Here is a 23,253-nt window from a genome sequence, read left to right as displayed (position 1 = left end):
ATGCCACTTTCAAAATTAAATAATGAACAATATCTTGCTGCTACTGCTGATTTTGGACACAATCTCGTCATTGCAAGTGCAGGTACAGGAAAAACTTCTACTATTGTTGCAAGAATTTCTTATCTTTTAAGTAAGGGAGTGGCACCGCAAAAAATCATGCTTTTGACTTTCACAAATAAAGCCAGCAAAGAAATGATAGGGCGTTTAGGGAAATTTTTTGATAAAAATATTACTAATAAAATACTTGCAGGAACTTTTCATAGTACGGCTTATACCTTACTTAGAAATGCGGATAAAAATATAATTTTAAAGCAAGCAAGCGAGTTAAAAACTCTACTTAAAAGTGTCTATGAAAAAAGAACCTTTAGGCATTTAAGTGATATAAAACCTTATCAATCAAGTTATTTATATGATCTTTATTCTTTGTTTCAAAACAAAGCACACAATCAAGATTTTTATACTTGGTTTTGTCAAAACTATGAAAAACAAAGTATTTATGCTGAAATTTATGAAGATATTTTAAAAGAATATGATAATGAAAAAAAGCGTTTTAATTATGTAGATTTTAATGACTTGCTTATCAATCTAAAAGAGCTTTTAAAAGAAAAAAAATATGAATTTGATGAAATTTTAGTGGACGAATATCAAGACACAAATACTTTGCAAAGTTCCTTAATAGAGGCTTTTCATAGCAAAAGTTTGTTTTGCGTGGGGGATTATGATCAAAGTATTTATGCTTTTAATGGAGCCGATATTAATATCATAGGTGGGTTTAAAGATCGTTTTAAAGATGCAAAAATTTTTTCTTTAAATAAAAACTACCGTTCATCAAGAAGTATTTTAGCTTTGGCTAATAAAGTGATTTTAAATAACGAAAGATTATATCCAAAAGAACTTATTGTTACAAGAAATGATGAGTTTAAAGCCCCATCTTTGCTTACTTTTGAAGAATTATTTGATCAGTATCAAAATATAGCCAAAATGATACTTACAAGCGGAGTAAGTTTGGAAGAAATTGCCGTGATTTTTCGCAACAACTCAAGTGCTGATGGGGTTGAAGTAGCTTTAAGGGAGCAGGGCATTGCAAGTGTGAGAAAGGGAAGTGGAAGTTTTTTTGAAAGTTTGGAAGTTAAAGCTTTTAGCTCCATGCTTGCGCTTGTGGTAAATCCTAAAGATATCATGGCTTTTATTCATTTGGTTCAATATACCAAAGGTGTGGGTGGAGTTTTAGCAAAAGAAATTTTTGACGCACTTTTAAAATTAGGGCATGGAAATTTAATAAAAGGTTTTTTAGATCCTGATAAAAATGTAAATTTGCAAAATCATCAAAAAAGAAATTATCAACTTGGGCTTTTTGCAGATTTGGAGGAATTAGCCAGCGAAACTCGTTTTAAATTTGAGAGTGAATTTGATGCACATCCTATTTTAAGACTTTCAAAAATCAATGATTTGTGCGCTAGAAATTTGGAAAAAATCTATCTTTTTTTAAAAAAAGCTATGGAAATAAAACATTCTTTGACTTTAGTCAATTTAATTTGTGAAAATTCTTTTTATAGAGAAATTTGCGAAGAACTTGCAACCAAAAGAGCTACAAATAAAGCAGGGCAGGTGGATTTATTAAGAAAGAGTGAAAATTTAGAAAAAATAGAAACAAAATTCAATGTTTTAAAAGAGCTTACAAAAAATTATAGCGATATTTACAAGTATTATAATTTTCTAACTTTAGGTGCAAGCGAAATGAGTAGTGGCAAAGGAGTTAATTTGCTTAGCGTGCATGCAAGCAAGGGTTTGGAATTTGATCTTGTTTTTGTGATCGATCTTGCACAAGGTCGTTTTCCTAATCAAAAGCTTATGGGAATGGGTGGAAGCTTAGAAGAAGAAAGAAGACTTTTTTATGTTGCAGTAACTAGGGCAAAAAATATACTTTATTTAAGCTATGCTAAATACGATAAAAACAAAAAAACTTCTTTCGCTCCTTCTCGTTTTCTTATAGAAGCAGGGCTTTGCAAGGGAGAGTTAACTATAGATTGATAAAATTTCCTTTCAAGTAAGTTATATTATAAAGAAAGGTTTATTTTATGAAAAAAATATTAATTTTAAGTTTAGTAGCAGCAAGTTTTTTAAATGCTGAAATTTTAGTTTATGGTCCAGGTGGTCCTGCTCCTGTGCTAAAAGAGCTTGCTTTAAAATTTGAGGAAAAAACAAAAGAAAAGGTGATTGTAACGGCAGGTCCAACTCCAGCTTGGATAGATAAAGCAAAAGAAAATGCAGATTTGATTTTTTCAGGCAATACTTCAATGATGGATGATTTTGCTAAAAAAATTCCAAGTTTAAGTTTGGAAAATTTAAGCGTTTTAAATGTGCGTCCATCGGGTATTATCGTGCGTCCAAATAATCCAAAAAATATTAAAAATTTTGAAGACATTTTAAAAGATGGCGTAAATGTTATGGTGGTTGATGGTGCAGGACAAGTTGGACTTTATGAAGATATGGCTTTAAAAAGTGCAAAAAGAGAAAATTTGGTAAAATTACGTAAAAATATAAAAATTTATGCTAAAAATTCCAAAGCTGCTGTAGATGAGTGGAATAACAATCCAAATATTGATGCTTTAATCATTTGGTCTCATTGGGCAAAGGCTTTAGGCGATGATAAAGCTTTATTTATCAAAGATAAAAATGCAGTGATTTATCGTGCAGCTGAAATAGCTCCTACAAAAAAAGGTTTAGAAAACAAAAAAGCTTTAGAATTTGTAGATTTTATTAAGAGTAAGGAAGCTCAAAAAGTGTGGAAAAAATATACTTGGAAAGAAGTAAAATAATTTTCAGTGAAATTAAAAATAATTAATGTTTATAGGATATAATCACTCCTAAAACATTAATTGTAATAATGTTTAAAATATCAAAAAAAGGAAATTAAATGAGTACAGTAAATTTTAAAGGAAATCCTGTAAAACTTAAAGGAAATTCGGTAGAAGTTGGAGCAGATGCTCCTAAGGTAAATCTTAAAGCTAAAGATTTAAGCGTGATTGAAATCGGTGCAGCGGGTAAAACTCAAATCATTTTAAGCGTTCCAAGCTTAGATACACCAGTTTGTGCTACAGAGGCTAGAGAATTTAATAAAAAAGTAGCCAGTTACAATGGTGCTGAAGTGATTGTAGTAAGTATGGACTTGCCTTTTGCTATGGGAAGATTTTGCAGTACAGAAGGTATTGAAAATTTAAGTGTTGCAAGTGATTTTGTGGCAAAAGAATTTGGTGAAAAATATGGTGTTTTGATAAATGAAGGTGCTTTAGAAGGGCTTTTAGCTCGTGCCGTATTTGTGATTAAAGAGGGTAAAGTGGCATATAAAGAACTTGTAAATGAAATCACAGAAATGCCAGATATTGTAAAACTTGATGCATTTTTTGGTGGTTCTAGCTGCTGCGGTGGTTGTGGTTGCCATTAATTTTGATTAAGCCCATTCTTAGGGCTTAATTTTTACATCTTCATTTTTTTATTATTTTAAGTTGATTATTTTTAATATTTATTTTATGTAAGAATAATATAAAAAGGACAATAAAACTCCTATAAAATAGAGCTTTAAAATTATTATTTTTATTAAAATTTCAAGAGATTTTTATACTCCATTTTTTATAATAAGATGATTTTTTTATTTTGGAGGAATAAGGATGAATAGAAGGGATTTTATTAAAAATACCGCTATTGCAAGTGCTGCTAGTGTTGCAGGACTTAGTGTTCCAAGCTCTATGCTTGGCGCGCAAGAAGAAGATTGGAAATGGGATAAGGCTGTTTGTAGATTTTGTGGAACTGGCTGTGGAATTATGATAGCCAGAAAAGATGGCAAAATCGTAGCAACAAAAGGTGATCCTGCAGCACCTGTAAATCGCGGACTTAATTGTATCAAAGGTTATTTTAATGCTAAGATCATGTATGGTGAAGATCGTCTTGTTATGCCTTTACTTCGCATGAATGAAAAAGGCGAATTTGATAAAAAAGGCAAATTTCAACAAGTTTCTTGGCAAAGAGCCTTTGATGAAATGGAAAAACAATTTAAAAAAGCCTACAATGAACTCGGCGTTACAGGTATAGGGATTTTTGGTAGTGGGCAATACACTATCCAAGAAGGTTATGCTGCTTTAAAACTTGCAAAAGCTGGCTTTAGAACAAATAATATTGATCCAAATGCAAGACATTGTATGGCCTCTGCAGTGGTTGGTTTTATGCAAACTTTTGGTGTAGATGAACCATCAGGCTGTTATGATGATATAGAACTTACAGATACTATTATCACTTGGGGAGCTAATATGGCTGAAATGCACCCAATCCTTTGGTCAAGAGTAAGTGATAGAAAACTAAGTAATCTTGATAAGGTCAAAGTTGTTAATCTAAGCACTTTTTCTAACCGTACTTCAAATATTGCTGATATTGAAATTATTTTTAAACCAAATACAGATTTGGCTATTTGGAACTACATAGCAAGAGAGATTGTTTATAATCATCCAGAGGCTATGGATACGAAATTTATCAAAGATCACTGCGTATTTGCAACTGGTTATGCTGATATTGGTTATGGTATGAGAAATAATCCAAATCATCCAAAATTTAAAGAAAGTGAAAAAGATACAGTTGAAAAAGAAAATGTAATCACTTTAGACGATGAAGAGGCTACTTCTTTATCTTATCTTGGCGTTAAAGCGGGTGATAAATTTGAAATGAAACATCAAGGTGTGGCTGATAAAAACTGGGAAATTTCTTTTGAAGAATTTAAAAAAGGTTTAGCCCCTTATACTTTAGAATACACTGCAAAGGTAGCCAAAGGTGATGATAATGAGTCTTTGGAAGATTTTAAGAAAAAACTTCAAGAATTAGCTAATCTTTACATAGAGAAAAATCGCAAAGTCGTAAGTTTTTGGACTATGGGCTTTAATCAACATACAAGAGGTTCTTGGGTAAATGAACAAGCTTATATGGTGCATTTTTTACTAGGAAAGCAAGCTAAACCAGGTAGTGGAGCCTTTTCTTTAACAGGACAGCCAAGTGCTTGCGGAACGGCTAGGGAAGTAGGGACTTTCTCACATCGTTTACCTGCGGATATGGTTGTGGCAAATCCAAAACACAGAGAAATTTCTGAAAAAATTTGGAAAGTTCCTGCAAAGACTATCAATCCAAAACCAGGTTCTCCTTATCTTAATATCATGAGAGATTTAGAAGATGGAAAAATTAAATTTGCATGGGTGCAAGTGAATAATCCATGGCAAAACACTGCAAATGCAAATCACTGGATCGCAGCAGCAAGAGAAATGGATAATTTTATTGTTGTAAGTGATTGTTATCCTGGAATTTCAGCAAAAGTAGCTGATCTTATTTTACCAAGTGCTATGATTTATGAAAAATGGGGTGCTTATGGTAATGCTGAAAGAAGAACTCAACATTGGAAACAACAAGTCTTACCTGTAGGTGCTGCCATGAGTGATACTTGGCAAATTTTAGAATTTGCAAAACGCTTTAAGCTTAAAGAAGTTTGGAAAGAGCAAAAAGTGGATAATAAACTTACCTTACCAAGTGTTTTAGAAGAGGCAAAAGCTATGGGTTATAGCGAAGATGATACACTTTTTGATGTGCTATTTGCCAATAAAGAAGCAAAAAGCTTTAATCCAAACGATGCTATCGCAAAAGGCTTTGATAATACTGATGTTAAAGGCGATGAGAGAAAAATTCAAGGCAGTGACGGAAAAGAATTTGCAGGCTATGGCTTTTTCGTTCAAAAATACCTTTGGGAAGAATATCGTAAATTTGGCTTAGGACACGGCCATGATTTAGCGGATTTTGATACCTATCATAAAGTAAGGGGTTTAAGATGGCCTGTGGTTAATGGCAAGGAAACACAGTGGAGATTTAATACTAAATTTGATTATTATGCTAAAAAAGCGGCTCCAAATTCAGATTTTGCTTTTTATGGTGATTTTAACAAAATGCTTACAAATGGAGATTTAATAGCTCCTAAAGATGAAAAAGAGCACAGTATTAAAAATAAGGCTAAAATTTTCTTTAGGCCATTTATGAAAGCACCTGAAAGACCAAGTAAAGAGTATCCATTCTGGCTTGCAACAGGAAGGGTTTTAGAGCATTGGCATAGTGGAACTATGACTATGCGTGTGCCTGAGCTTTACCGTGCTGTCCCTGAAGCGCTTTGCTATATGAGTGAGAAAGATGGAGAGAAATTAGGCTTAAATCAAGGTGATTTGGTTTGGGTGGAATCTCGTCGTGGTAAAGTAAAAGCAAGAGTAGATATGCGTGGAAGAAACAAACCGCCTGTAGGACTTGTGTATGTGCCGTGGTTTGATGAGAATGTATATATCAATAAAGTTACTTTGGATGCGACTTGTCCGCTTTCAAAACAAACTGACTTTAAAAAATGTGCTGTAAAAATTTATAAGGCTTAATTTAGGGTTTTGATTAAATGAAAGGTAGAAGAGAATTTTTCGTTAGCGCCTTTAAGGCTGCATGTTTATGTACAGGAGGTGGATTTTTGGTTAATTTGACTTTAAAAGCCGATGATAATTATGCCTTGCGTCCTCCTGGGGCTGAAGATGAAGCTAGATTTTTAAGCAAATGTATTCGTTGTGGGCTTTGTGTAAAAGCCTGTCCTTATAATACTTTAAAGCTCGCTAGCTTGTTAGATAGTCCAAAAAATGGCACGCCTTTTTTTAGAGCAAGAGAAATTCCTTGTTATCTTTGTAAGGATATTCCTTGCATTAGAGAATGTCCAACTGATGCTTTAGATAAAAAGCATTTAGAGCAGGGTATAGAATCCTTGAAAATGGGTATTGCTATTGTTGATAGTGCTTCTTGTGTGGCACACTGGGGAATTCAATGTGATGCTTGTTATAGAGCTTGTCCTTTGATAGATAAGGCTTTAAAACTTGAGCTTAAACGCAATGAACGCACCGCCAAACATGCTTTTTTACTACCTAGTGTGGATCATGAAGTGTGTGTAGGTTGTGGGCTTTGTGAACTTGCTTGTATTACTGAAAAACCGGCCATTCGTGTTTTACCAAGGGAGTATGTATTGGGAAAAGCAGGATCTCATTATGTAAAAGGCTGGGATGAAAAAGATGAAGGTCGTATAAAAAATGCAGATACTTCAAAACATTTTAATGCTAAAAAAGCAACCAATTATTTAAATGATGGAGAACTGTGATGAAGTATTTAATTGCTAGACGCATCGTTCAGCTTGGAATTTTAGCGCTTTTTAGTTTTAAAGCTACAGATTTTATCTTGCAGGGAAATTTAAGTTCTTCTAGACTTTTTAATATCATACCTTTAAGCGATCCTTTTGCGGTTTTGCAAATCATTTTAGCAAGCTGGAGTATAGATTTAATGGCTTTAATAGGAGCTTTGATTATATTTTTTATCTATGGTTTGCTTTTAGGAAGGGTTTTTTGCTCTTGGGTTTGTCCTGTTAATTTAATCACAGATTTTGCTGCTTTTGTGCGAAATAAATTAACCCTTAATAATAAATTTTTAATTTTGCCTAAAAATTTACGCTATTTTGTGTTGGTCTTGGTTTTAGTCCTTTCTTTTGTATTTTCATTACCTGTGTTTGAAAGTTTTTCTTATATAGGAATAATACATAGAGGGATTATTTTTGCTACAAGTTCTTGGATTTTTGTAGCCTTTATACTTTTTTGTATCGATACTTTTTTAAGCCCTAGGGCAATTTGTTCACATTTTTGTCCACTAGGGGCTTTTTATGCTTTTATTTCTCGTTTTGCTTTGCTTAAAATAAAGCATGATAGTGATAAATGCACTAAATGTTATGAATGTATCCGTATTTGTCCTGAAAAACAGGTTTTGTGGATGGTTGGAAAAGAAAGTGCTAGTGTGAAATCAGGAGAGTGTATAAGGTGTGCAAGATGTATAGAAGTTTGCAATGATGATGCTTTGAATTTTAATATTTTTGATTTAAGGAATAAATAATGAAGAAGAAATTGGTTTTATTAGGAAGTGCTGCAGTGGTATTTTTTGCCGCTTGTGCAATGAATAGTGGGGTAAGTTCAGAACAAATTGGACTTAGAAAAGTAAGTTTAGAAAATGAAAATAAAGTAAATTTAGTGGAGGCAAATTTCACAACTTTACAGCCTGGGGAATCTACTCGTTTTGAGCGTTCTTATGAAAATGCACCACCATTAATTCCGCATGCTATTGAAGATTTGTTGCCTATAACTAAAGATAACAATATGTGCTTAAGCTGCCATGATAAGGCTATAGCAGCAGATGCTGGTGCAACTCCACTTCCTGCTAGTCATTATTATGATTTTAGACACAATAAAACCACAGGAGATATGATTAGCGATAGTCGTTTTAATTGCATTCAGTGTCATGTTCCACAAAGCGATGCAAAACCTTTAGTGGGAAATAGCTTTAAACCTGAATTTAAAAATGAACAATTAAAAAGTCGTTCAAATTTAATTGATGTGATTAATGAGGGTGTAAAGTAAATAAATGAAAAAAATTCTTTTTATTTTGAGTCTTTTTTGTGTTTTGTCTTATGCTTATGAGCTGAAATTAAATGCTAATATAACAGCTTTAAAGCTTGATAAGCAAAACTTATATATAGGCACTGATAAAGGTGAAATTTTACAATATAACATTAAAGATAAAAGTTTAAAAGAACTTTTATCTTTGCCAAAGATTAAAAATTATTATGGTGATGATTTTGCTAAAATTTACAACATTGATATTTTTAAACATACACTTTTAATACTTAGCGAGGGTGATTTTGGTGCTAAAAATTTAAGTTTTTATAAGGAAAATTTACAAATCAAAAAGCTCGAAGAAAATAGCATAATAAAAGCATTTTTTATCAATGAAAACATTTATCTTTTGATTTCTATTGGTTCTGAAATAGAATTGATTGATAAAAGTTTAAAAAATATAAAAAAATTTAATTTTTCTCATTCTAGTCTTAATGATGCAGTTTTAAATGAAGATAAGAGTATGCTGGTTGCAGGTTTTGAGAGTGGTGAAGTGGAGCTTTTTGATTTGAAAAATTGGAAGATGTTAAAAAACTATGATAAAATGCATAAAGATAATATCTATCAAGTAGATTTTAAAAATAATGTTATTTTAAGTTGTGGAACGGATAGGCGTATAGGAGTTGTAAAAAATGAAGAGCAAAATTTTTTACAAAAAGATTTTTTGATATATACTTGCGCTTTAAGTCCTAATGGAGAATTGGCTGTTTATAGTGATAACGAAGCTGGAGTTAGTGAAGTTTTTAGCACAAGTGATTTTAAGCCTGTTAAAACTTTTAATAATGGAAATTTGATGAGTGAGTTTATTATTTTTTTAAACAATAAAGATTTTATCATTTCAGGCTTTGGTGATAGTATAATGTTTAGGAGTATTGATGAATAATCTTTCTAGTGTTTTGATTTTAGCAAAAGAAGAATATATAAATGATTTAAAAAAGGCTATATCTGAAATTCCTTTTTGTTCTGTAGAACTTTGTAAAAATGAAAAGATTATAGTTGTGATTGAAAGTGAAAATTTAGAAGATGAATTAAACTCTTATAAAATGCTTGAGAAATTGCCAAATATTATCAATATTAATATGGTTTTTTCTTATCAAGATTTAAATGATGATATCCAAAAAGCAATCAATAGTGGTGCAATAGAAACGATAGAAAAAAATGAAAATGCTGAGAATATTCGCTACTATGGTAGTGTATTTAACCAATTTTCTTAAAGTGTAAAGTATATGGTATTTTTAATCCCATTGCTTATTATAATTGGTGTTATTTTTGGAATTGATTATGTGTATTTTAAAAATCAAGATTTAAAAGTGCAAGTTAAAAAAGAACAAAAAGAATTAAATTCTAGCTTAGAGAAAGAAAGAAAAGAATATATAGAAAAATTGTTTAAAACAAAATAGACATTAAAAATCATATTATTTTCTTAAAGATAAATTAAAAAGCTTTTTGCTAGAATTAAAGAAAAATTTTAGGAAACAGTGATGAAAAATACAGTCACTGAAGCTTCTATCTATGAGGCTCAAGGGTTAAAAGACGAAGCTTTAGAAATTTATAAAAATATCTTAAAAGAAGATCCAGATAACCAAAACGCTATCGATGCGGTTCGTCGTCTTAGTGGTTTTAGATCCAAGCATAAAGATTTAAACACTCAAATGTTGGATTTTTTTATTAATATGAAAAGCGATGAAGAAATTAATGAATTTAAAAGGTGGTTGATAAAAATATGAATTTAGAAGATTTAGCTAAAAAAACCATTAGCGAAGTTAGCTCTATCATGGAAGAGCAAAGAAGACAAAATGAAATTTTAAAAGAACAAGAATTAAGCAGAAAAACTGAAATAAAAGATGAATTACCACCTATGGAGTTTGTATGCGAAGAGCTTGATACTCCGCAAGACTTAGAAGATAAAATTTCTATGGCAAAATTTGAAGAAGAGCAAAAAGTACAAAATAATATTGAAATTTCTACTCAGGAAAATAAAGAGTTTAAAAAAGAAGAGCCTTTTTTACAAAGTGAAATTTTAAATCCTAGTGTTATGACAGAGGTTCAAACGCTTAATGAGGATATTTTTTTAAAACATCTTAGAGAGAGAATTTTAGTTCTTTTTGAAGGTTTAAATAGTATAAAAAAAGATGATCTTGAAAATAGGTTAAACTTGACCATAAATTTTTTAGAGTTTTTGCTTGCAAATATCGAAGATAAGCTTAAAAAATAATCCTGATTTACAGTTTATTGCTGAGTTTTTAAAGCCTTATACCAAACGAGCGTATTTGGTTGGAGGTAGCGTTAGAGATTTGTTTTTAGGCTTAAAAATTTGTGACTATGATATAGAGCTTTATGATATAAAACCTAAAGATTTTGAAAAGATTATGCAAAAATTGGGCGCACAAGGCTTTGGAAAAAGTTTTTTTGTGTATAAGTTTAAAAATTATGATTTAGCTCTTGCTAGAACCGAAAACAAAATAAGCCATGGACATAAAGGTTTTGAAGTTCAAATTTGCAATGATGAAAAACTTGGCGCCAAAAGACGAGATTTTACCATAAATTCTATGATGATTAATCTTTTTAACGATGAGTTTTTAGATTTTTATGGAGGATTAAAAGATCTAGGAGCAGGCTTTTTAAGACATATTGATAAACAAAGCTTTCAAGAGGATAGTTTAAGGGTATTAAGAGCAGTAGTATTTGCCTCAAGGTTTAACTTTAAGATAACCAGTGAAAGCTTGAAATTGATGCAAAGTATGGATATAACTGATCTTAGCAAAGATAGGATCAATGTGGAGCTTTATAAATTCTTTAAAAGTCCTAGACTTGATGTCGGCTATAGATATTTACAAGAACTTGGCTTAGAGAAACAGGTTTTAGGCTTTGAGGGTGTTTTTAAGAGTTTGGAATTCCAAAATTTACTCAGACAAAGTAGAGAATTTGTAAAAAGCGATGCTTTATTCTTGTATTTGTATTTGAATTTTTTTAATTTAGAAAAAGATATATTTTTTAAAAGAACTAAACTTAAAAAAGAATACCTAAAATACGCAAATCAAGCTTTTTATCTTGATGATATAAGTGATTTTGAACTAGCAAAAATTGCTTTTGAAATGCCTTTGAAGGAATGGCTTGGACTTTGGAGTAAAAAGCGTATTGAGCAAGCTAAAAGATTAGGGCTTTATGAGAATAAGTTTGAAAGTAAAATTTTAGCAAAAGATTTCATAAATGCTGGATTTTGTGGTAAAATTCTTGGTTTAAAGATTCAAGAAGCAAGAGAGAATGAATTAAAAGAATATATAAAAGGTTTAGCTAAATGATTTCTGTATTAAAAATTTGCACCAAAGATCAAAAAGGTTTAATCTATAGAATTTCTGATGTTATTTTTAAATATCATATCAATATAGTAAAAAACGATGAATTTGTAGGTGAAGGAATGTTTTTTTTTCGTGCTCTTTTAGAAGGTGAGTTTGATAAAGAAGCTTTTATAGGAACGCTTGAGGCTATGCTTGGACAAGAAGCCTTGATAGAGCTTTGCGAGAAGAGAAAAAAAGATATCGTTGTTTTTGCTACTAAAGAAAGTCATTGTTTGGGAGATTTGCTAATAAAGCATTATAGTAACGAACTTGAAGCAAATATCAAAGCTGTGATTTCAAATCACAACTCTTTAAAGGATTTAGTTGAGAAATTTGAAATTCCTTATCATTTTATCAGTGCTGAAAATTTAGATCGTAAAGAGCAAGAAAATCAGATTTTAAAATGTCTTGAACAATATAAATTTGATTATTTGGTTTTGGCAAAATATATGCGAATTTTATCTCCTGATTTTGTTAGGCATTTTGAAGGCAAGATTATAAATATTCACCATTCTTTTTTACCTGCATTTATAGGAGCAAATCCTTATAAACAAGCCTTTGAAAGAGGGGTTAAAATAATTGGAGCTACGGCACATTTTGTAAATAATAATCTTGATGAAGGTCCTATTATCACTCAAGCTGTTTCGCCTGTAAACCATGAATTTACTTGGCAAGATATGCAACAAGCAGGTAGAAATATAGAAAAAGATGTTCTTTCAAAAGCACTTGATTTGGCTTTTGAAGATAGAATTTTTATACATAATAATAAAACTATAATATTTTAATGCGATAATTTTACTATAGTTTTATTTAAAGCATCGAAAAAATAATCAATATCCTCTTTTTCATGCGTATAATGCAAGCTTATTCTTAACCAACCTGGTTTTGTTTTAAGTTTTTGATTATCTTTTAAGCCTAGCAAATCATGACCATAAGGCCCAGCACAAGCACATCCAGCGCGTGTTTCTATGTGGTATTTTTTACTAAGTTCGTAAGCGATATCAAAAGGAGAAATTTCTTTGATATTGAAAGCAAAAATAGGCAATCGGGTTTTTAAATTCTTTGCGTATAAAATTAAATTAGGTATAGTTTTTAGTTTTTCAAAAAAATAATCTTTTAAAATTTCTTCTTTTTTTTCTATATTTTTAACCCCTATAGAATCTTTGATTTTAAAAGCTAAGCTAGCGCGAATGAGTTGTAAAATTCCAGGTGTTCCTCCTTCTTCTAAAGCTTCTTCATTACAAAGGTAGCATTGTGAAGTGCGAGAAACATAGCCCACAGTTCCACCTGCTGCAAAGCTAGGCTTGTTTCCACAAAGATCTTTTTTGATGGCCAAAAGTCCAGAACCGCCAATACCACCAATTAATTTATGAGAACTTATAAACAACGCATCATAGTATTGACAAGATATGTTTTTATAAGGAATGAAACTAGATGCATCAAAAGCAACTATCCCTTTAAATTTACGAATCATTTCAGAAATGCGTTTGTAATCACTTAATATCCCAGTAACATTTGAAGCTAAAGAAAAGCTAGCGATTATTTTCCTTTTTTTATTTTTTTGTAAAGTTTTTTCTAGAAAATCAAAATCAATTTCTCCATTTTTATCTAAGGGAATTCTAATACATTCGCACAAGCCTTCTCGAAATGAAAGTTCATTGGAATGATGCTCATAAGGCCCTACGATAACTAAAGGTAAAGTATTTTTATCAATTTGCGTAAAATATCTTTCTTTTACAAGAGGAGGAATGTAAATGCCGATCAATTCTTGAAATTTTTTAATAGCACTGCTTGATCCTGTTCCACAAGCTATAAGGGCAAAATTTTCATCTAGTGATAAACTTTTTTTTATATCTTTTCTTGCTTGTTCGTAAATTTGTTGAGTTTTAAAAGAATTCAAAGAGCTATCAGAATGTGTGTTTGCATAGATTGGAAGAATTTTTGAAATTTCTTTTTCTACACATTTTAGAGCTAAAGCACTTGCTGTGAAGTCAAAATGCAAAATACCTTTTTTTAAGATCAATTCTTTTTTTAAATCTGAAATTTGCAAATGCAATCCTTATGAAAATTTGCTAAAATTATACTATAAAAATGCTTTATAAAAGGAAAAATATAAAATTTAAGAACTTTGTAGATTTGCATAAGAATTTGTCTTTAAGTAAGCTTTTTGATTTTTATAGTGTGTTTGAAGGTTTTGAAAAATTAAACATTTTAAATTTTGAAGACGATGTATTTACAAATATAGAGCGAATTTTGCTTGATGATTATCTAAAAATTAAAAGTTATTTCGCCTTGGATGAAACAAGTTCTTACGCTCTTACTTTACTAGCTAAAAACAATCGTAAGCGTTTTTCTATCAATAGAAAAATTCAGCATTTTAAAGCTTTATCTACACTTAAATATCTTTTAGAAACAGGTATAATAAAACTTGAGTATAGTAAGGAAGCTAAAAAAATAAAAGATAAAAAACAAAAAATCAAAAAAGAACTAAGATCTTATGTTATCCAAGATAAGATTATATTTAGCAACCATTTTACTCGTTTCTTTTTTTATTTTTTAAAGCCCAATGAAAAGCTTATTTTGCAAAATCGTTATAAAGAAGTTTTAGAATGCATTAAAGAAAAATTTGAACTTTATCAAAGTTTTTGTTTTGAACAACTTTCTAGAGAATTGCTTGAGAAAAAATTCAATATCAATGGAGTGCAAAGTTACTGGGATAAGAATTTAGAACTTGATCTTTATTATCAAGATGAAAATTTGTGTTTTGTCGGAGAAGTTAAATTTAAAAATAAAAAAATTTGTAAAAATATTTTAAATCTTTTAAAATCAAAAGCAAAGTCTTTAAATTTGGCACCAAATTATTATATTATAATCTCAAAAAATGGTTTTAGCAAGGAATTTGATAAAATATGCGAACAGAATTTGCTTTTATTTGATTTGAATGATTTTAAGATTTTATTAGAGGAATGATAAATGAATGAAAGTATTTTAAAAAGTTTAGACTCAAATGAAAAAGAAACCCTACAAAAAGGCTTAGAAAGTCTTATAGAACAAACTTATGTAATAGAAAATGAATACAAAACTTTAAATGAAAACTATAATTCCTTACGTGCAATGGTTGATGAGATTATAGAGGTATTGCCTAGTGCGCTTTGGATTTTAGATAAAGAAAAAAATATTATTTTACAAAATCAAGAAGCCTTGAAAAATCCAAAATTACTTAGTATCATTAGTCTTGATAAAATTCGTGATGAGCTTGAATTTGAAGGTAGGTTTTATGCGGTAAAAATCATAGCGCATAATGAAAAAACTATAGTTTCAGCTACAGATATTAGCGATGAAAAACGCAATGAAAGGCTTGCAAGCATGGGTAGTGTAGCGGCTCATTTGGCACATGAGATAAGAAATCCTATCGGATCTATATCTTTACTTGCTTCAACCCTTTTTGCTCGTAGTGAGCTTAAAAATAAGCATATAGTTCTTGAAATCCAAAAGGCTATTGCCAGAGTAGAGCGTATCGTAAATTCAACTTTACTTTTTACTAAGGGTGTGCACATCAATGCTTTAAATTTTAATCTTTTAGAGTTAAAAGAAGAGTGTGAAAGTGCCATTAACTCTTATAATTTTACTTCTCAAATAGACTTTGAAATATCTTTTTTGAATAAGCCGATTTGTGCTGATAAAGCTCTTCTTGGTTTGGTTTTACAAAATTTGATTTATAATGCTATTGATGCGATAGAAGAAAGCGAATGTGAAAAACCTATGATTAAAATTTTAGCAAGTTGTGATAATGAAAAAATATGCATCAGAGTGTATGATAATGGTTGTGAAATAAAAGATGAGAAATTGGTTTTTGAAGCTTTTAAAACAACAAAACTTAAAGGCAATGGGCTTGGCTTGTCTCTTTCTAAAGAAATTATAAACGCTCATAAGGGAGAGTTAAGTTTTCAAAGCGATCCTAAGAATTTTTATTTTACCTTACCTTTGGTGTGATAAATATTTTCTTTTCACCCCAAAACGGAACAGATTTTGCTTATATTATTTTAATATATTTAGGTTGAAGGCAAAAAAATCTAAATCAAGGAATTAATATGAGTATCTTTAGTATCAATGATAACTCAAACTATGGTTCTATACTTTCACAAGCAAAAGCTAATAAAGAAAGTAAAGAAAATTCTAAAATAAGTTTTGCTAATGCTTTTTTAAAACAAAATGCTAGTAAATTAAATGAAATTCAAAATGCAAATTTACAAACTCTAGCAAGAAGTGAAGTATTAAATTCTATTAATACAACAAATACTAGCAATAACACTAATTTTAGTATAAGTAGTAAGACAAATTCTCCTAACTATGATATATCTAGTGAATTTAAAAACTCTATTTATACTCTAAAATATAAACAAGCAGATATAAGTAATACTTCTACCAATACAGCCTATGGTTATAGTGTAGATAAAGATGGTTATATGGGAAGTGATTTTAATAAAGCTGCAGGACTTCCTGAAGATTTTAAGATACATAAATCTACTTTGGATGAGATATATAACTTTAATGAAGCACAATATCAAGACATAAAAGAACAGCTAGGAATTTCTCGCTATTTTACCAATATCGATATGGCTGATACCATAAAACAATACTATAATCAATTTAATCAAATTGTTAATCATACTTTTAACGATACCAATAAAACAAGTTTCACTGAAGCGGATATAAATTCTATGCCCAAGGGTTATATTTCTGTTGGCTATAAAGGTTTAGATTTTTCAGATCAATCCAATCCTTATAATGCATTAGGACTAGTTAATCATTCTAACACAAAAGTAACTAATGTTTTTAAAACAGATGATGAATTTCATGAAGCTCAAGCAATACAAATGGGAATGATGGGTATTGATTTTTATCCACAAAAATTAAATATATCAACTCAAAGTTTATCACAAGGAGCTTTAATGGAAGGTGGATTTAATCCTGATATGTCAGTTTATCCACAAAATGAAGATGGAAGTTATTCTAAAGAAGCTTTGTTTATGAGCTTTTTAAAATCAGAAGGTGGTTATATGGTTGCAGGAAAAAATACAACTATTGCACGGCAAGCAATGAATTATAATCTTAATGTTGCCAAACAAAGTATTCCAAAATACTCTAATGTAGATTTCGATGACATCATGACAGCCAAAGTAGATTTTGCAAGTTTATTAAAAGGTTATGCACAAGATGGCTGGCTTGATGCAGATATATATGCAATGGAAAAAGGAGTTGCTTGGCAAAATACAAGCATAGGTTATGGTGGAGCTTGGTTTGATAATCAGTTTAATCAAGCAAAAGCTGATGGTTGGAAAGCAAGTAGTGAAAGTATAAATTCTTATGTTGGATCTATAATGGATAGATTAAATAATCTTATAGGACAAACTAGGGTTTAGGAAGTATTTGCACGAAGTCAAATTGAAAATGATGACATTTGCAAATACTTATACGAATCACATAAAACTAGGCGCATCGTTTGAAAAGAGTATTAAATCTCCGTTTTTTGTTTCTTTAGCTAGAGTTTGAACTAGCTGGCTTTTTTCTTTAAGTATAATGGTTTTTATTTTTAACTCTTTTTTGAAAATTTCAGCATTGATTTGTGCGCTAATGATAGCAAGATCAAAACACTCATTGATGATTTTAGCAAGTTTTATATTTTCTTCTTCGCTTACTTCTACTATACCAGGACTTACTAAAACTTTGCGTCCTTTATAGCTTTTACAAAGTTCATAGCTTGTGCTCATACCTTTAAAATTTCCATTAAAACCATCATCTATGATAAATTTAGGCTCTCTTGAAAGCACTTGCAAGCGATGTTCTACGGAGTTTATATTTAAAACTTGCTTTTGAATTTTTTCTAGCTTTACGCCAAGATAATGAGCACAAAGTATACAAACACAAAGATTTTGCGCGTTAAAATCCCCTAAAATTTGACTTTTAAAATCATAGGATTTATTTTCTATATCGACTTTAAATTCTAAACCTTCAAGACTTGAATGAATAAGATTTAATTTATCATCATAAAGGCTGATGAGTTTATCTTCTTCTTTTTGGGTGCTAGAGTGTAAAAAAGCCTTTTCTAGTCTTTTGGAATTTAAGGCTTCAAGTTTGGTTGAGCGGATATTTTCAACACTTTTAAAATACTCTAAATGTGCATTGCCTATCTCTCCTACTATGCTGGTGTGAGGTTGTAAAAAACGAGTGATTTCATCAATATCGCCTTTAAGTCTAGCACCTGCTTCAGCTATGTAAATTTGAGTATCTTGACTTAAATTGGTATTGATATCAGCAACTATACCTAGCAAGGTATTGACAGAGCGTGGTGTTTTGTAGCTTTTAAAGTCATCTTTTAAAAGTTCGTATAGAAAATTTTTAATACTTGTTTTTCCAAAACTTGCGGTAATGAGTATGATTTTTAAATTTTCATTGGCTTTTAGTTTGGCTTTGGCTTGTTTTTTATAATATAAATTTGTAAAAAACTCATAAATTTTAAGACTCAATAAAGCAAAAGGAAGGCTAAAAAGATTAAAAAGAAAAGAAAAACGCAAAGCAAGGATAGCAAAAATAGCATTATAAACAAAAACAAAAACAAAAAACCATTTGACCTTGCTTGTAAAAACAAGCTTTTTATCTATACCTTTGTTCCAAAAATACAAAATCGGAGTATGGAACAATGCAAAATATGCCAAAGAGTATAAAGGAAAAGCTAAGAATAAAAAATAAGGAATAAATAAAAAATACAAATGCCACAAAGGTTTATGATAATGAAAAAACACGCGCTTAAATTTATAAGAATACCATTGTAAAGCACTCATAAGATAAAAAGCTATACAAAAATTAAAAAATAAAGAATTGATAAAATAAAGAGTATTGATAAGCATTTAAATTTCCTTAATTTTTTGAGCTATGAAAGCAGAATGTTTTAAAAAGAAAAAATGATCCCCCTCTAAAGGATAAAAAGTGCTATTTTTTAAGAATTGATGCATTTTCTCGCCACAATATAAAGGCGTAGCTTCATCGCTTTTTCCCCAAAAAATCAAACTTTTAGCCTTTTGCTTGGCAAAAATTTCACTAAAATCCTCATCAACAACCTTTTTAAAGGTTTCATACATCATAGGACTAAGATTTGCTCCATCTTTACTAGCAAAATAGCGATAAAATTTTCCCAAACCAAAGAGTTTTAAAATTTTAAAAATACGGATTTTAAAACGCACTTTTAGGGATTTTTTAGCCAAAATTCCTGCACTTGAAAGTAAGATTAGAGTGTCTTTTTCTTTTGCGAGTAGGGTGCTTACTTTTCCGCCAAAAGAATGCCCCATGAAAAAACAGATATTGAGTTTTTTTTGTTTTAAAAAAAGTTCTGTGATATTGGCATAATCTTGAGTGTTTAAAATTTCTTCCACACTTGAATTTCCAAAACCTGCTAAATCCATATAAATTTGACAAAAATCTTTTAAAAAAGGACGAAAACTTTGCTTCATAAGTTCTTTATTGGCTCCCCAGCCGTGTAAGATAAGTATTTGCGGTAAGGAAAGATCGCCTAAAATTTCATAAGAAATTTGATAAGTTTTGTTTTTATAAGAAAGTTGAGTTTGAGCCATTTTAAGCCTTTTGATTTTTGTAGATATTTTCTAAAAGTTGCATGGCATTTTGTAAGCGTTCAAATTCTTTCATACTAAGCATTACAGCTTCAAATTTGTTATTTTTTAAAATAACTATTTTTCCACTTTCGCTTTTTTTGAGTTTTTCCATAATGGGGCTAAAATTTCTTACCACCTCGGTGGCAGTGTAAATTTCATCTTGTTTAAAAGAGAGCATTTTTCTTCCTAAAATACGCTAAATTTTATGTATAATTTAGCGTATTTTGACTTAAAAGCTTATAATTTTCCTTTTTGTCCGTTGATGGAGTGAAGGAAGTTGTAGTTGATTTTTATCATTTTTTCAAGTGAAATTTGATCAGCTAAAGCGTTTAAAGTGGTATTAAAATCTTTAAAAAGATAATTAGCCAAAGAACCAGGATTTGGGTTGATTTCATTTAAATATACTTCATTATCCAGTATAAAAAAATCGCAGCGTATTAAAGCACCTTTAAACAAAGGATTGTAAATCTTTTTAAAGCTATCTTTGAGTTTTTCTTTTAATTCTTCGCTTAAATCTGCTTCTATAAGCTCATTGTGTCCTGAAAAACTAAGATATTTTTGTTCAAAGTCTAAAAATTCTTTTTTCTTTGGCTCTTCTATGATAGAAAAAACAAACTCATCATTGATCATGCATCCTGCAAGATTGTATTCTTTGATATTGTTTTTAAATTCTTCTACTACAAGATCATTATCAAATTCAAAACCTACATCTTTGGCGTATTCTAAATCTTTTTCATCTTTTACTATGCTAATACCTATACTACTTCCAAGTCTTGCAGGTTTGATAATGCAAGGAAAACTAAGCTTTTCTTTAGAGTTTTGATTTTTTCTTAGCATGGTATAATCAAGTGTTTTTACTCCAACGCTTTTGGCATAAAGTTTGGTAAGTTCTTTGTTAAAAGATAATACACTAGCTTCAAGCCTAGGTCCTATAAATTTAATAGAATAAAACTCAAATAAAGCCGCAATTTTTCCATCTTCTCCATCTCTACCATGGATAAGATTGATCACGCATTCGCACTCTAGTTTATTTTCTTTTAAAAAACCTTTGCTAAAAAAACCTCCTTGTTTAACGAAGAGCTCTTTTTCTTTTTTATAAGCTTTGGTGCTAAAAGTTTTAGAATTCATTTTTTCACTTGGGATATGATAAAATCTTCTTTCTTCATCGCAAAAAATAAATTCTAAATTTTGATTGATAACTTTTTTAAGCACTACAGCACTTACTATACTGATCTCATGTTCATAAGAATTTCCGCCAAAAAGTATTGCAAATTTCATTTTATTCCTTTATCCTAGTTTTTTAAGAGCTTCTTTGATGAGTTCGCTTGTGCCTGTTGCTTGAGCGCTTGCTAAAACACTTATGATTTTTTCTTGTTTAAAGCCTAGAGTAAGAAGCGCGGTTAAGGCTTCGCTTTTATCATCGCTTACATTTTCAAGTTTGGTTTTTGTGTCAGAAAGTTCTACTATAATGCGTTTTGCACTTTTTGGACCTATGCCAGGTACTTTTTTAAGCACGCTTTCATCGCCCAAACTTAACGCTTTGTAAAAAGAATTTACATCAAGACTAGAGCATACCGCCATAGCAGTATTTGCACCCACTCCATTGACTTTTAAAAGCATTTCAAACATTTTTTGCTCATCTTTATCCAAAAAGCCATAAAATTTATTAGAATCTTCTTTGATGATTTGAGTAATAAAAAACTCATGCTTTTCTTGAGTTTGAATTTTAGCAGAACAAAAAAGCGAAATAAATATCCCATAGCTTAAACCACTAGCACATTTAACAATGATAAAAGTAGGTTCTTTTTTTGTGATTATTCCTTCGATGCCGACAACCATGCTATATCCTTTTCTTCATAATCTAATTTTTTATGTATTTCTATACTTTCTTGGTTGTTTTGTATGACTTTTTTAATACCTATAAATTTAGCACTTTCATTAACAAATGAAGAGTAAAAAATATCTTCTTTAGGCTCTAGAAGTGAAAATTTGATCTCATTCATATCAGTCCATTTGCCGCTTTTATTTATAAAAGTTGCTTCAAAAAGCATTTTTTGTAAATTGATTAATTCTAATTGTAAAGATTTTTTGCGTTCAAGAAGTTCTTTTTCTTCATTTTGTAGTTTATTTAATTCAAGATTTTGTAAAGAGAAATCTTTTAGAGCTTTTTCGTATTGTACGGGAACATTTTGACCTTGATTTTTAAGTTCTGCTATCTTTTTTTCAACGCTTAAAATTCCATTTTTGCTTGATAAAATATATTGTCTTATTTTATTTATTTTATGATTTAACTTAGAAATTTGCTCTCCTAAAATCGCAAATTCTTCATCATAATTTTTATCAAGAGTTTTAATTTTGGCATGAAATTTATTGTTATCCCCGTTGATGCGTTCTATTGTAGTGTTTTCAAAAAACACACAAGAATTATTACTTTCTAAATTTTCTATATAGATTTTATCAGCTTGTATATTTCCACCTAAACTTTTTTTAATTCTCACTTCTTTGGCTTTGATTGTTCCCCCTTCGAGCAAATCTATATTTAAAATTTCGGCTTCTGCAAATCCTCTATGAGTTTTTATATAGGCTTGTTTGGCTTGAATTTTGGCTTTAGAGTGTGTAGTGCCTTCAATTTTCATTTTAGTGGCATTAAGTTGAGTGTTGCTTCCTATGCTTCCGACTACATTTAATTCTTCACATTCTATCCCAACGCCAGAATTTACAGCATCTTTTACTTCTGAAAGAAATTTTATATTGATTTTGACATTTTTGTCTAGTCCAGCTCTTATAATCCCTATATTTTTAAAATCTACCCCATTAAAATCTAGTTCATTGGCGATATCAAAATTTTCACCATCTTGTACTACATAACCTTTTTTTAAGGCTATATATTCTGTGTATCCATCTTGCTCTACTTGTTTAAAAGCCGAAGAACAAGAAAATTTAACTTTATTTTCATTTGCGGCTAAAACTTTTAAGGTGTGTAAATTTAAGTCTTTTCCTTCTTTACCTTGTTTAAATTTGGTGTGTTTTAAAATAACTTCATTTTCATCAACAGCAATAATACCTGAGCGTTTTTCATCGATAGTATAGTTTTTGGTTTTTTCTTTATAAGTTAAGATCAGAGATTCGTCTTGACTTTCTATAGGATCAATACCTTGTGCAACGGTGATTTGTATAGTTTTATTTAAAGGGGTATTTTTATGTTGGTTGCAAAAAGACATTAAATTTTTCTTAAAATCAAAAATGCGGATACCTATCAAAAATTTAAGTTTCAACATCTTTTTATAAATATTTTGCAAAAGTTCTAGTGCTAGTTTTTCATGAAAGTCTAAATTTGCAAAATCAATTTGAGCAACTATTTTGGTTAAATTTTTATTCGCAACTAGTTTGACTGCTTGAGATGCTTTGCTTTGGTTTATACCATGGAAAATTTCTATTTTGTATTCTTGCTTGATTTGAAGATCATTTTTTAAAAAAATTTCATCTTTATCAAAAAGAGTTAATTCTTTTTCAGAGATTTTTTCCCATTCTAAATCTCCAAAACGATATTGTGTAGAAAATGCCAATAAATTAAAATCAAGCTCATTTAAGTTAATGTTTGTTCGTGAAGCTACACTTAAAAGCTCTCGAGCTGGATTTTCTGTATAGGCAATAATTTTTTCATCCAAAGTCAAAACTTTCCCCTTGTAAAAAATTAAGAATGTAATTATA

24 protein-coding genes are annotated in these 23,253 nt (G+C 30.1%); 17 read left to right on the top strand and 7 right to left on the bottom strand.

What is annotated here, in order from left to right; genetic code table 11:
- From AJN60_RS05460 to purU, 14 genes are all read left to right on the top strand, one after another.
- Positions 1-2,031 (top strand): ATP-dependent helicase, encoded by a 2,031-nt coding sequence (locus AJN60_RS05460; protein WP_070286047.1) that lies wholly within the window; start codon positions 1-3, stop codon positions 2,029-2,031.
- A 47-nt stretch (positions 2,032-2,078) separates the two neighbouring features.
- The gene (gene peb2 / locus AJN60_RS05455; RefSeq protein ID WP_004304145.1) at positions 2,079-2,819 is read left to right on the top strand and encodes an AcfC family adhesin PEB2; all 741 of its coding nucleotides are present in this window, start codon (positions 2,079-2,081) and stop codon (positions 2,817-2,819) included.
- A 98-nt stretch (positions 2,820-2,917) separates the two neighbouring features.
- Positions 2,918-3,445, top strand: a complete 528-nt coding sequence (tpx, locus tag AJN60_RS05450; RefSeq protein ID WP_070286046.1) for a thiol peroxidase — start codon at positions 2,918-2,920, stop codon at positions 3,443-3,445.
- A 223-nt stretch (positions 3,446-3,668) separates the two neighbouring features.
- A complete protein-coding gene (gene napA / locus AJN60_RS05445; RefSeq protein ID WP_070286045.1) occupies positions 3,669-6,443 on the top strand; it encodes a periplasmic nitrate reductase subunit alpha in 2,775 nt (924 codons plus the stop codon).
- Positions 6,444-6,460: 17 nt separating this feature from the next.
- Positions 6,461-7,201: a ferredoxin-type protein NapG gene (gene napG / locus AJN60_RS05440; protein ID WP_044779449.1), complete on the top strand. Its 741-nt coding sequence runs from the start codon at positions 6,461-6,463 to the stop codon at positions 7,199-7,201.
- Entirely contained in the window at positions 7,198-7,980 is a 783-nt protein-coding gene (napH, locus tag AJN60_RS05435; protein ID WP_079861547.1) for a quinol dehydrogenase ferredoxin subunit NapH, read from the top strand. The genes napG and napH overlap by 4 nt, the downstream gene beginning before the upstream one ends.
- Positions 7,977-8,501 carry a nitrate reductase cytochrome c-type subunit gene (locus tag AJN60_RS05430; protein ID WP_079861548.1) on the top strand — a complete coding sequence of 175 codons (525 nt, stop codon included), beginning with the start codon at positions 7,977-7,979 and terminating at the stop codon, positions 8,499-8,501. Before napH ends, AJN60_RS05430 begins: the two co-directional genes overlap by 4 nt.
- A gap of 4 nt (positions 8,502-8,505) precedes the next feature.
- The gene (locus tag AJN60_RS05425; RefSeq protein ID WP_070286042.1) at positions 8,506-9,420 is read left to right on the top strand and encodes a WD40 repeat domain-containing protein; all 915 of its coding nucleotides are present in this window, start codon (positions 8,506-8,508) and stop codon (positions 9,418-9,420) included.
- The gene (locus AJN60_RS05420) at positions 9,413-9,751 is read left to right on the top strand and encodes a chaperone NapD (protein ID WP_070286041.1); all 339 of its coding nucleotides are present in this window, start codon (positions 9,413-9,415) and stop codon (positions 9,749-9,751) included. The genes AJN60_RS05425 and AJN60_RS05420 overlap by 8 nt, the downstream gene beginning before the upstream one ends.
- A gap of 12 nt (positions 9,752-9,763) precedes the next feature.
- Positions 9,764-9,937, top strand: a complete 174-nt coding sequence (gene tatA2, locus AJN60_RS05415) for a Sec-independent protein translocase subunit TatA2 (protein WP_070286040.1) — start codon at positions 9,764-9,766, stop codon at positions 9,935-9,937.
- A gap of 78 nt (positions 9,938-10,015) precedes the next feature.
- The gene (locus AJN60_RS05410; RefSeq protein ID WP_002859818.1) at positions 10,016-10,264 is read left to right on the top strand and encodes a tetratricopeptide repeat protein; all 249 of its coding nucleotides are present in this window, start codon (positions 10,016-10,018) and stop codon (positions 10,262-10,264) included.
- A complete protein-coding gene (gene ciaD, locus AJN60_RS05405) occupies positions 10,261-10,752 on the top strand; it encodes an effector protein CiaD (protein WP_070286039.1) in 492 nt (163 codons plus the stop codon). Before AJN60_RS05410 ends, ciaD begins: the two co-directional genes overlap by 4 nt.
- Entirely contained in the window at positions 10,721-11,839 is a 1,119-nt protein-coding gene (locus tag AJN60_RS05400; RefSeq protein ID WP_070286038.1) for a CCA tRNA nucleotidyltransferase, read from the top strand. The genes ciaD and AJN60_RS05400 overlap by 32 nt, the downstream gene beginning before the upstream one ends.
- Complete coding sequence (gene purU, locus AJN60_RS05395; RefSeq protein ID WP_002852510.1) at positions 11,836-12,660, top strand: formyltetrahydrofolate deformylase; 825 nt, start codon at positions 11,836-11,838, stop codon at positions 12,658-12,660. The genes AJN60_RS05400 and purU overlap by 4 nt, the downstream gene beginning before the upstream one ends.
- On the opposite strand, the gene AJN60_RS05390 is transcribed toward purU, so the two are convergent.
- Positions 12,657-13,931 carry an aminotransferase class V-fold PLP-dependent enzyme gene (locus AJN60_RS05390; protein ID WP_079861549.1) on the bottom strand — a complete coding sequence of 425 codons (1,275 nt, stop codon included), beginning with the start codon at positions 13,929-13,931 and terminating at the stop codon, positions 12,657-12,659. The two genes, purU and AJN60_RS05390, sit on opposite strands and share 4 nt — an antisense overlap.
- 35 nt (positions 13,932-13,966) lie before the next feature.
- Here AJN60_RS05390 and AJN60_RS05385 point away from each other — a divergent pair, with 35 nt between their 5' ends.
- From AJN60_RS05385 to AJN60_RS05375, 3 genes are all read left to right on the top strand, one after another.
- On the top strand, positions 13,967-14,845 hold the full coding sequence (locus tag AJN60_RS05385) for a DUF234 domain-containing protein (RefSeq protein WP_070318003.1): 879 nt from the start codon (positions 13,967-13,969) through the stop codon (positions 14,843-14,845).
- A 3-nt stretch (positions 14,846-14,848) separates the two neighbouring features.
- On the top strand, positions 14,849-15,868 hold the full coding sequence (locus AJN60_RS05380) for a fla regulon two-component system sensor histidine kinase FlgS (protein ID WP_070286036.1): 1,020 nt from the start codon (positions 14,849-14,851) through the stop codon (positions 15,866-15,868).
- 98 nt (positions 15,869-15,966) lie between these two features.
- Complete coding sequence (locus tag AJN60_RS05375) at positions 15,967-17,298, top strand: Cj0814 family flagellar-dependent secreted protein (RefSeq protein ID WP_070286035.1); 1,332 nt, start codon at positions 15,967-15,969, stop codon at positions 17,296-17,298.
- Positions 17,299-17,355: 57 nt separating this feature from the next.
- Here AJN60_RS05375 and AJN60_RS05370 read toward each other — a convergent pair whose 3' ends face one another.
- Genes AJN60_RS05370 through AJN60_RS05345 form a run of 6 tightly spaced genes read right to left on the bottom strand, consistent with a single transcriptional unit; the run spans position 17,356 to position 23,216 of the window.
- Positions 17,356-18,783, bottom strand: a complete 1,428-nt coding sequence (locus AJN60_RS05370; RefSeq protein ID WP_070286034.1) for a Mur ligase family protein — start codon at positions 18,781-18,783, stop codon at positions 17,356-17,358.
- The gene (locus AJN60_RS05365) at positions 18,784-19,503 is read right to left on the bottom strand and encodes an alpha/beta fold hydrolase (protein WP_070286033.1); all 720 of its coding nucleotides are present in this window, start codon (positions 19,501-19,503) and stop codon (positions 18,784-18,786) included.
- 1 nt (position 19,504) lies between these two features.
- Positions 19,505-19,720, bottom strand: a complete 216-nt coding sequence (locus AJN60_RS05360) for a type II toxin-antitoxin system Phd/YefM family antitoxin (protein ID WP_002852622.1) — start codon at positions 19,718-19,720, stop codon at positions 19,505-19,507.
- A 59-nt stretch (positions 19,721-19,779) separates the two neighbouring features.
- Entirely contained in the window at positions 19,780-20,820 is a 1,041-nt protein-coding gene (locus AJN60_RS05355; protein ID WP_044780319.1) for a D-alanine--D-alanine ligase, read from the bottom strand.
- Positions 20,821-20,829: 9 nt separating this feature from the next.
- Positions 20,830-21,381: a Holliday junction branch migration protein RuvA gene (gene ruvA / locus AJN60_RS05350; protein ID WP_002861440.1), complete on the bottom strand. Its 552-nt coding sequence runs from the start codon at positions 21,379-21,381 to the stop codon at positions 20,830-20,832.
- Positions 21,357-23,216 (bottom strand): flagellar assembly protein A, encoded by a 1,860-nt coding sequence (locus AJN60_RS05345; RefSeq protein WP_070286032.1) that lies wholly within the window; start codon positions 23,214-23,216, stop codon positions 21,357-21,359. The genes ruvA and AJN60_RS05345 overlap by 25 nt, the downstream gene beginning before the upstream one ends.
- Positions 23,217-23,253: the final 37 nt, after the last annotated feature.

The sequence above is a fragment of the Campylobacter sp. BCW_4323 genome, from assembly GCF_001763115.1.
GTDB classification, from domain to species: Bacteria; Campylobacterota; Campylobacteria; order Campylobacterales; family Campylobacteraceae; genus Campylobacter_D; species Campylobacter_D jejuni.
This window is presented reverse-complemented; position numbering and strand designations above follow the sequence as displayed.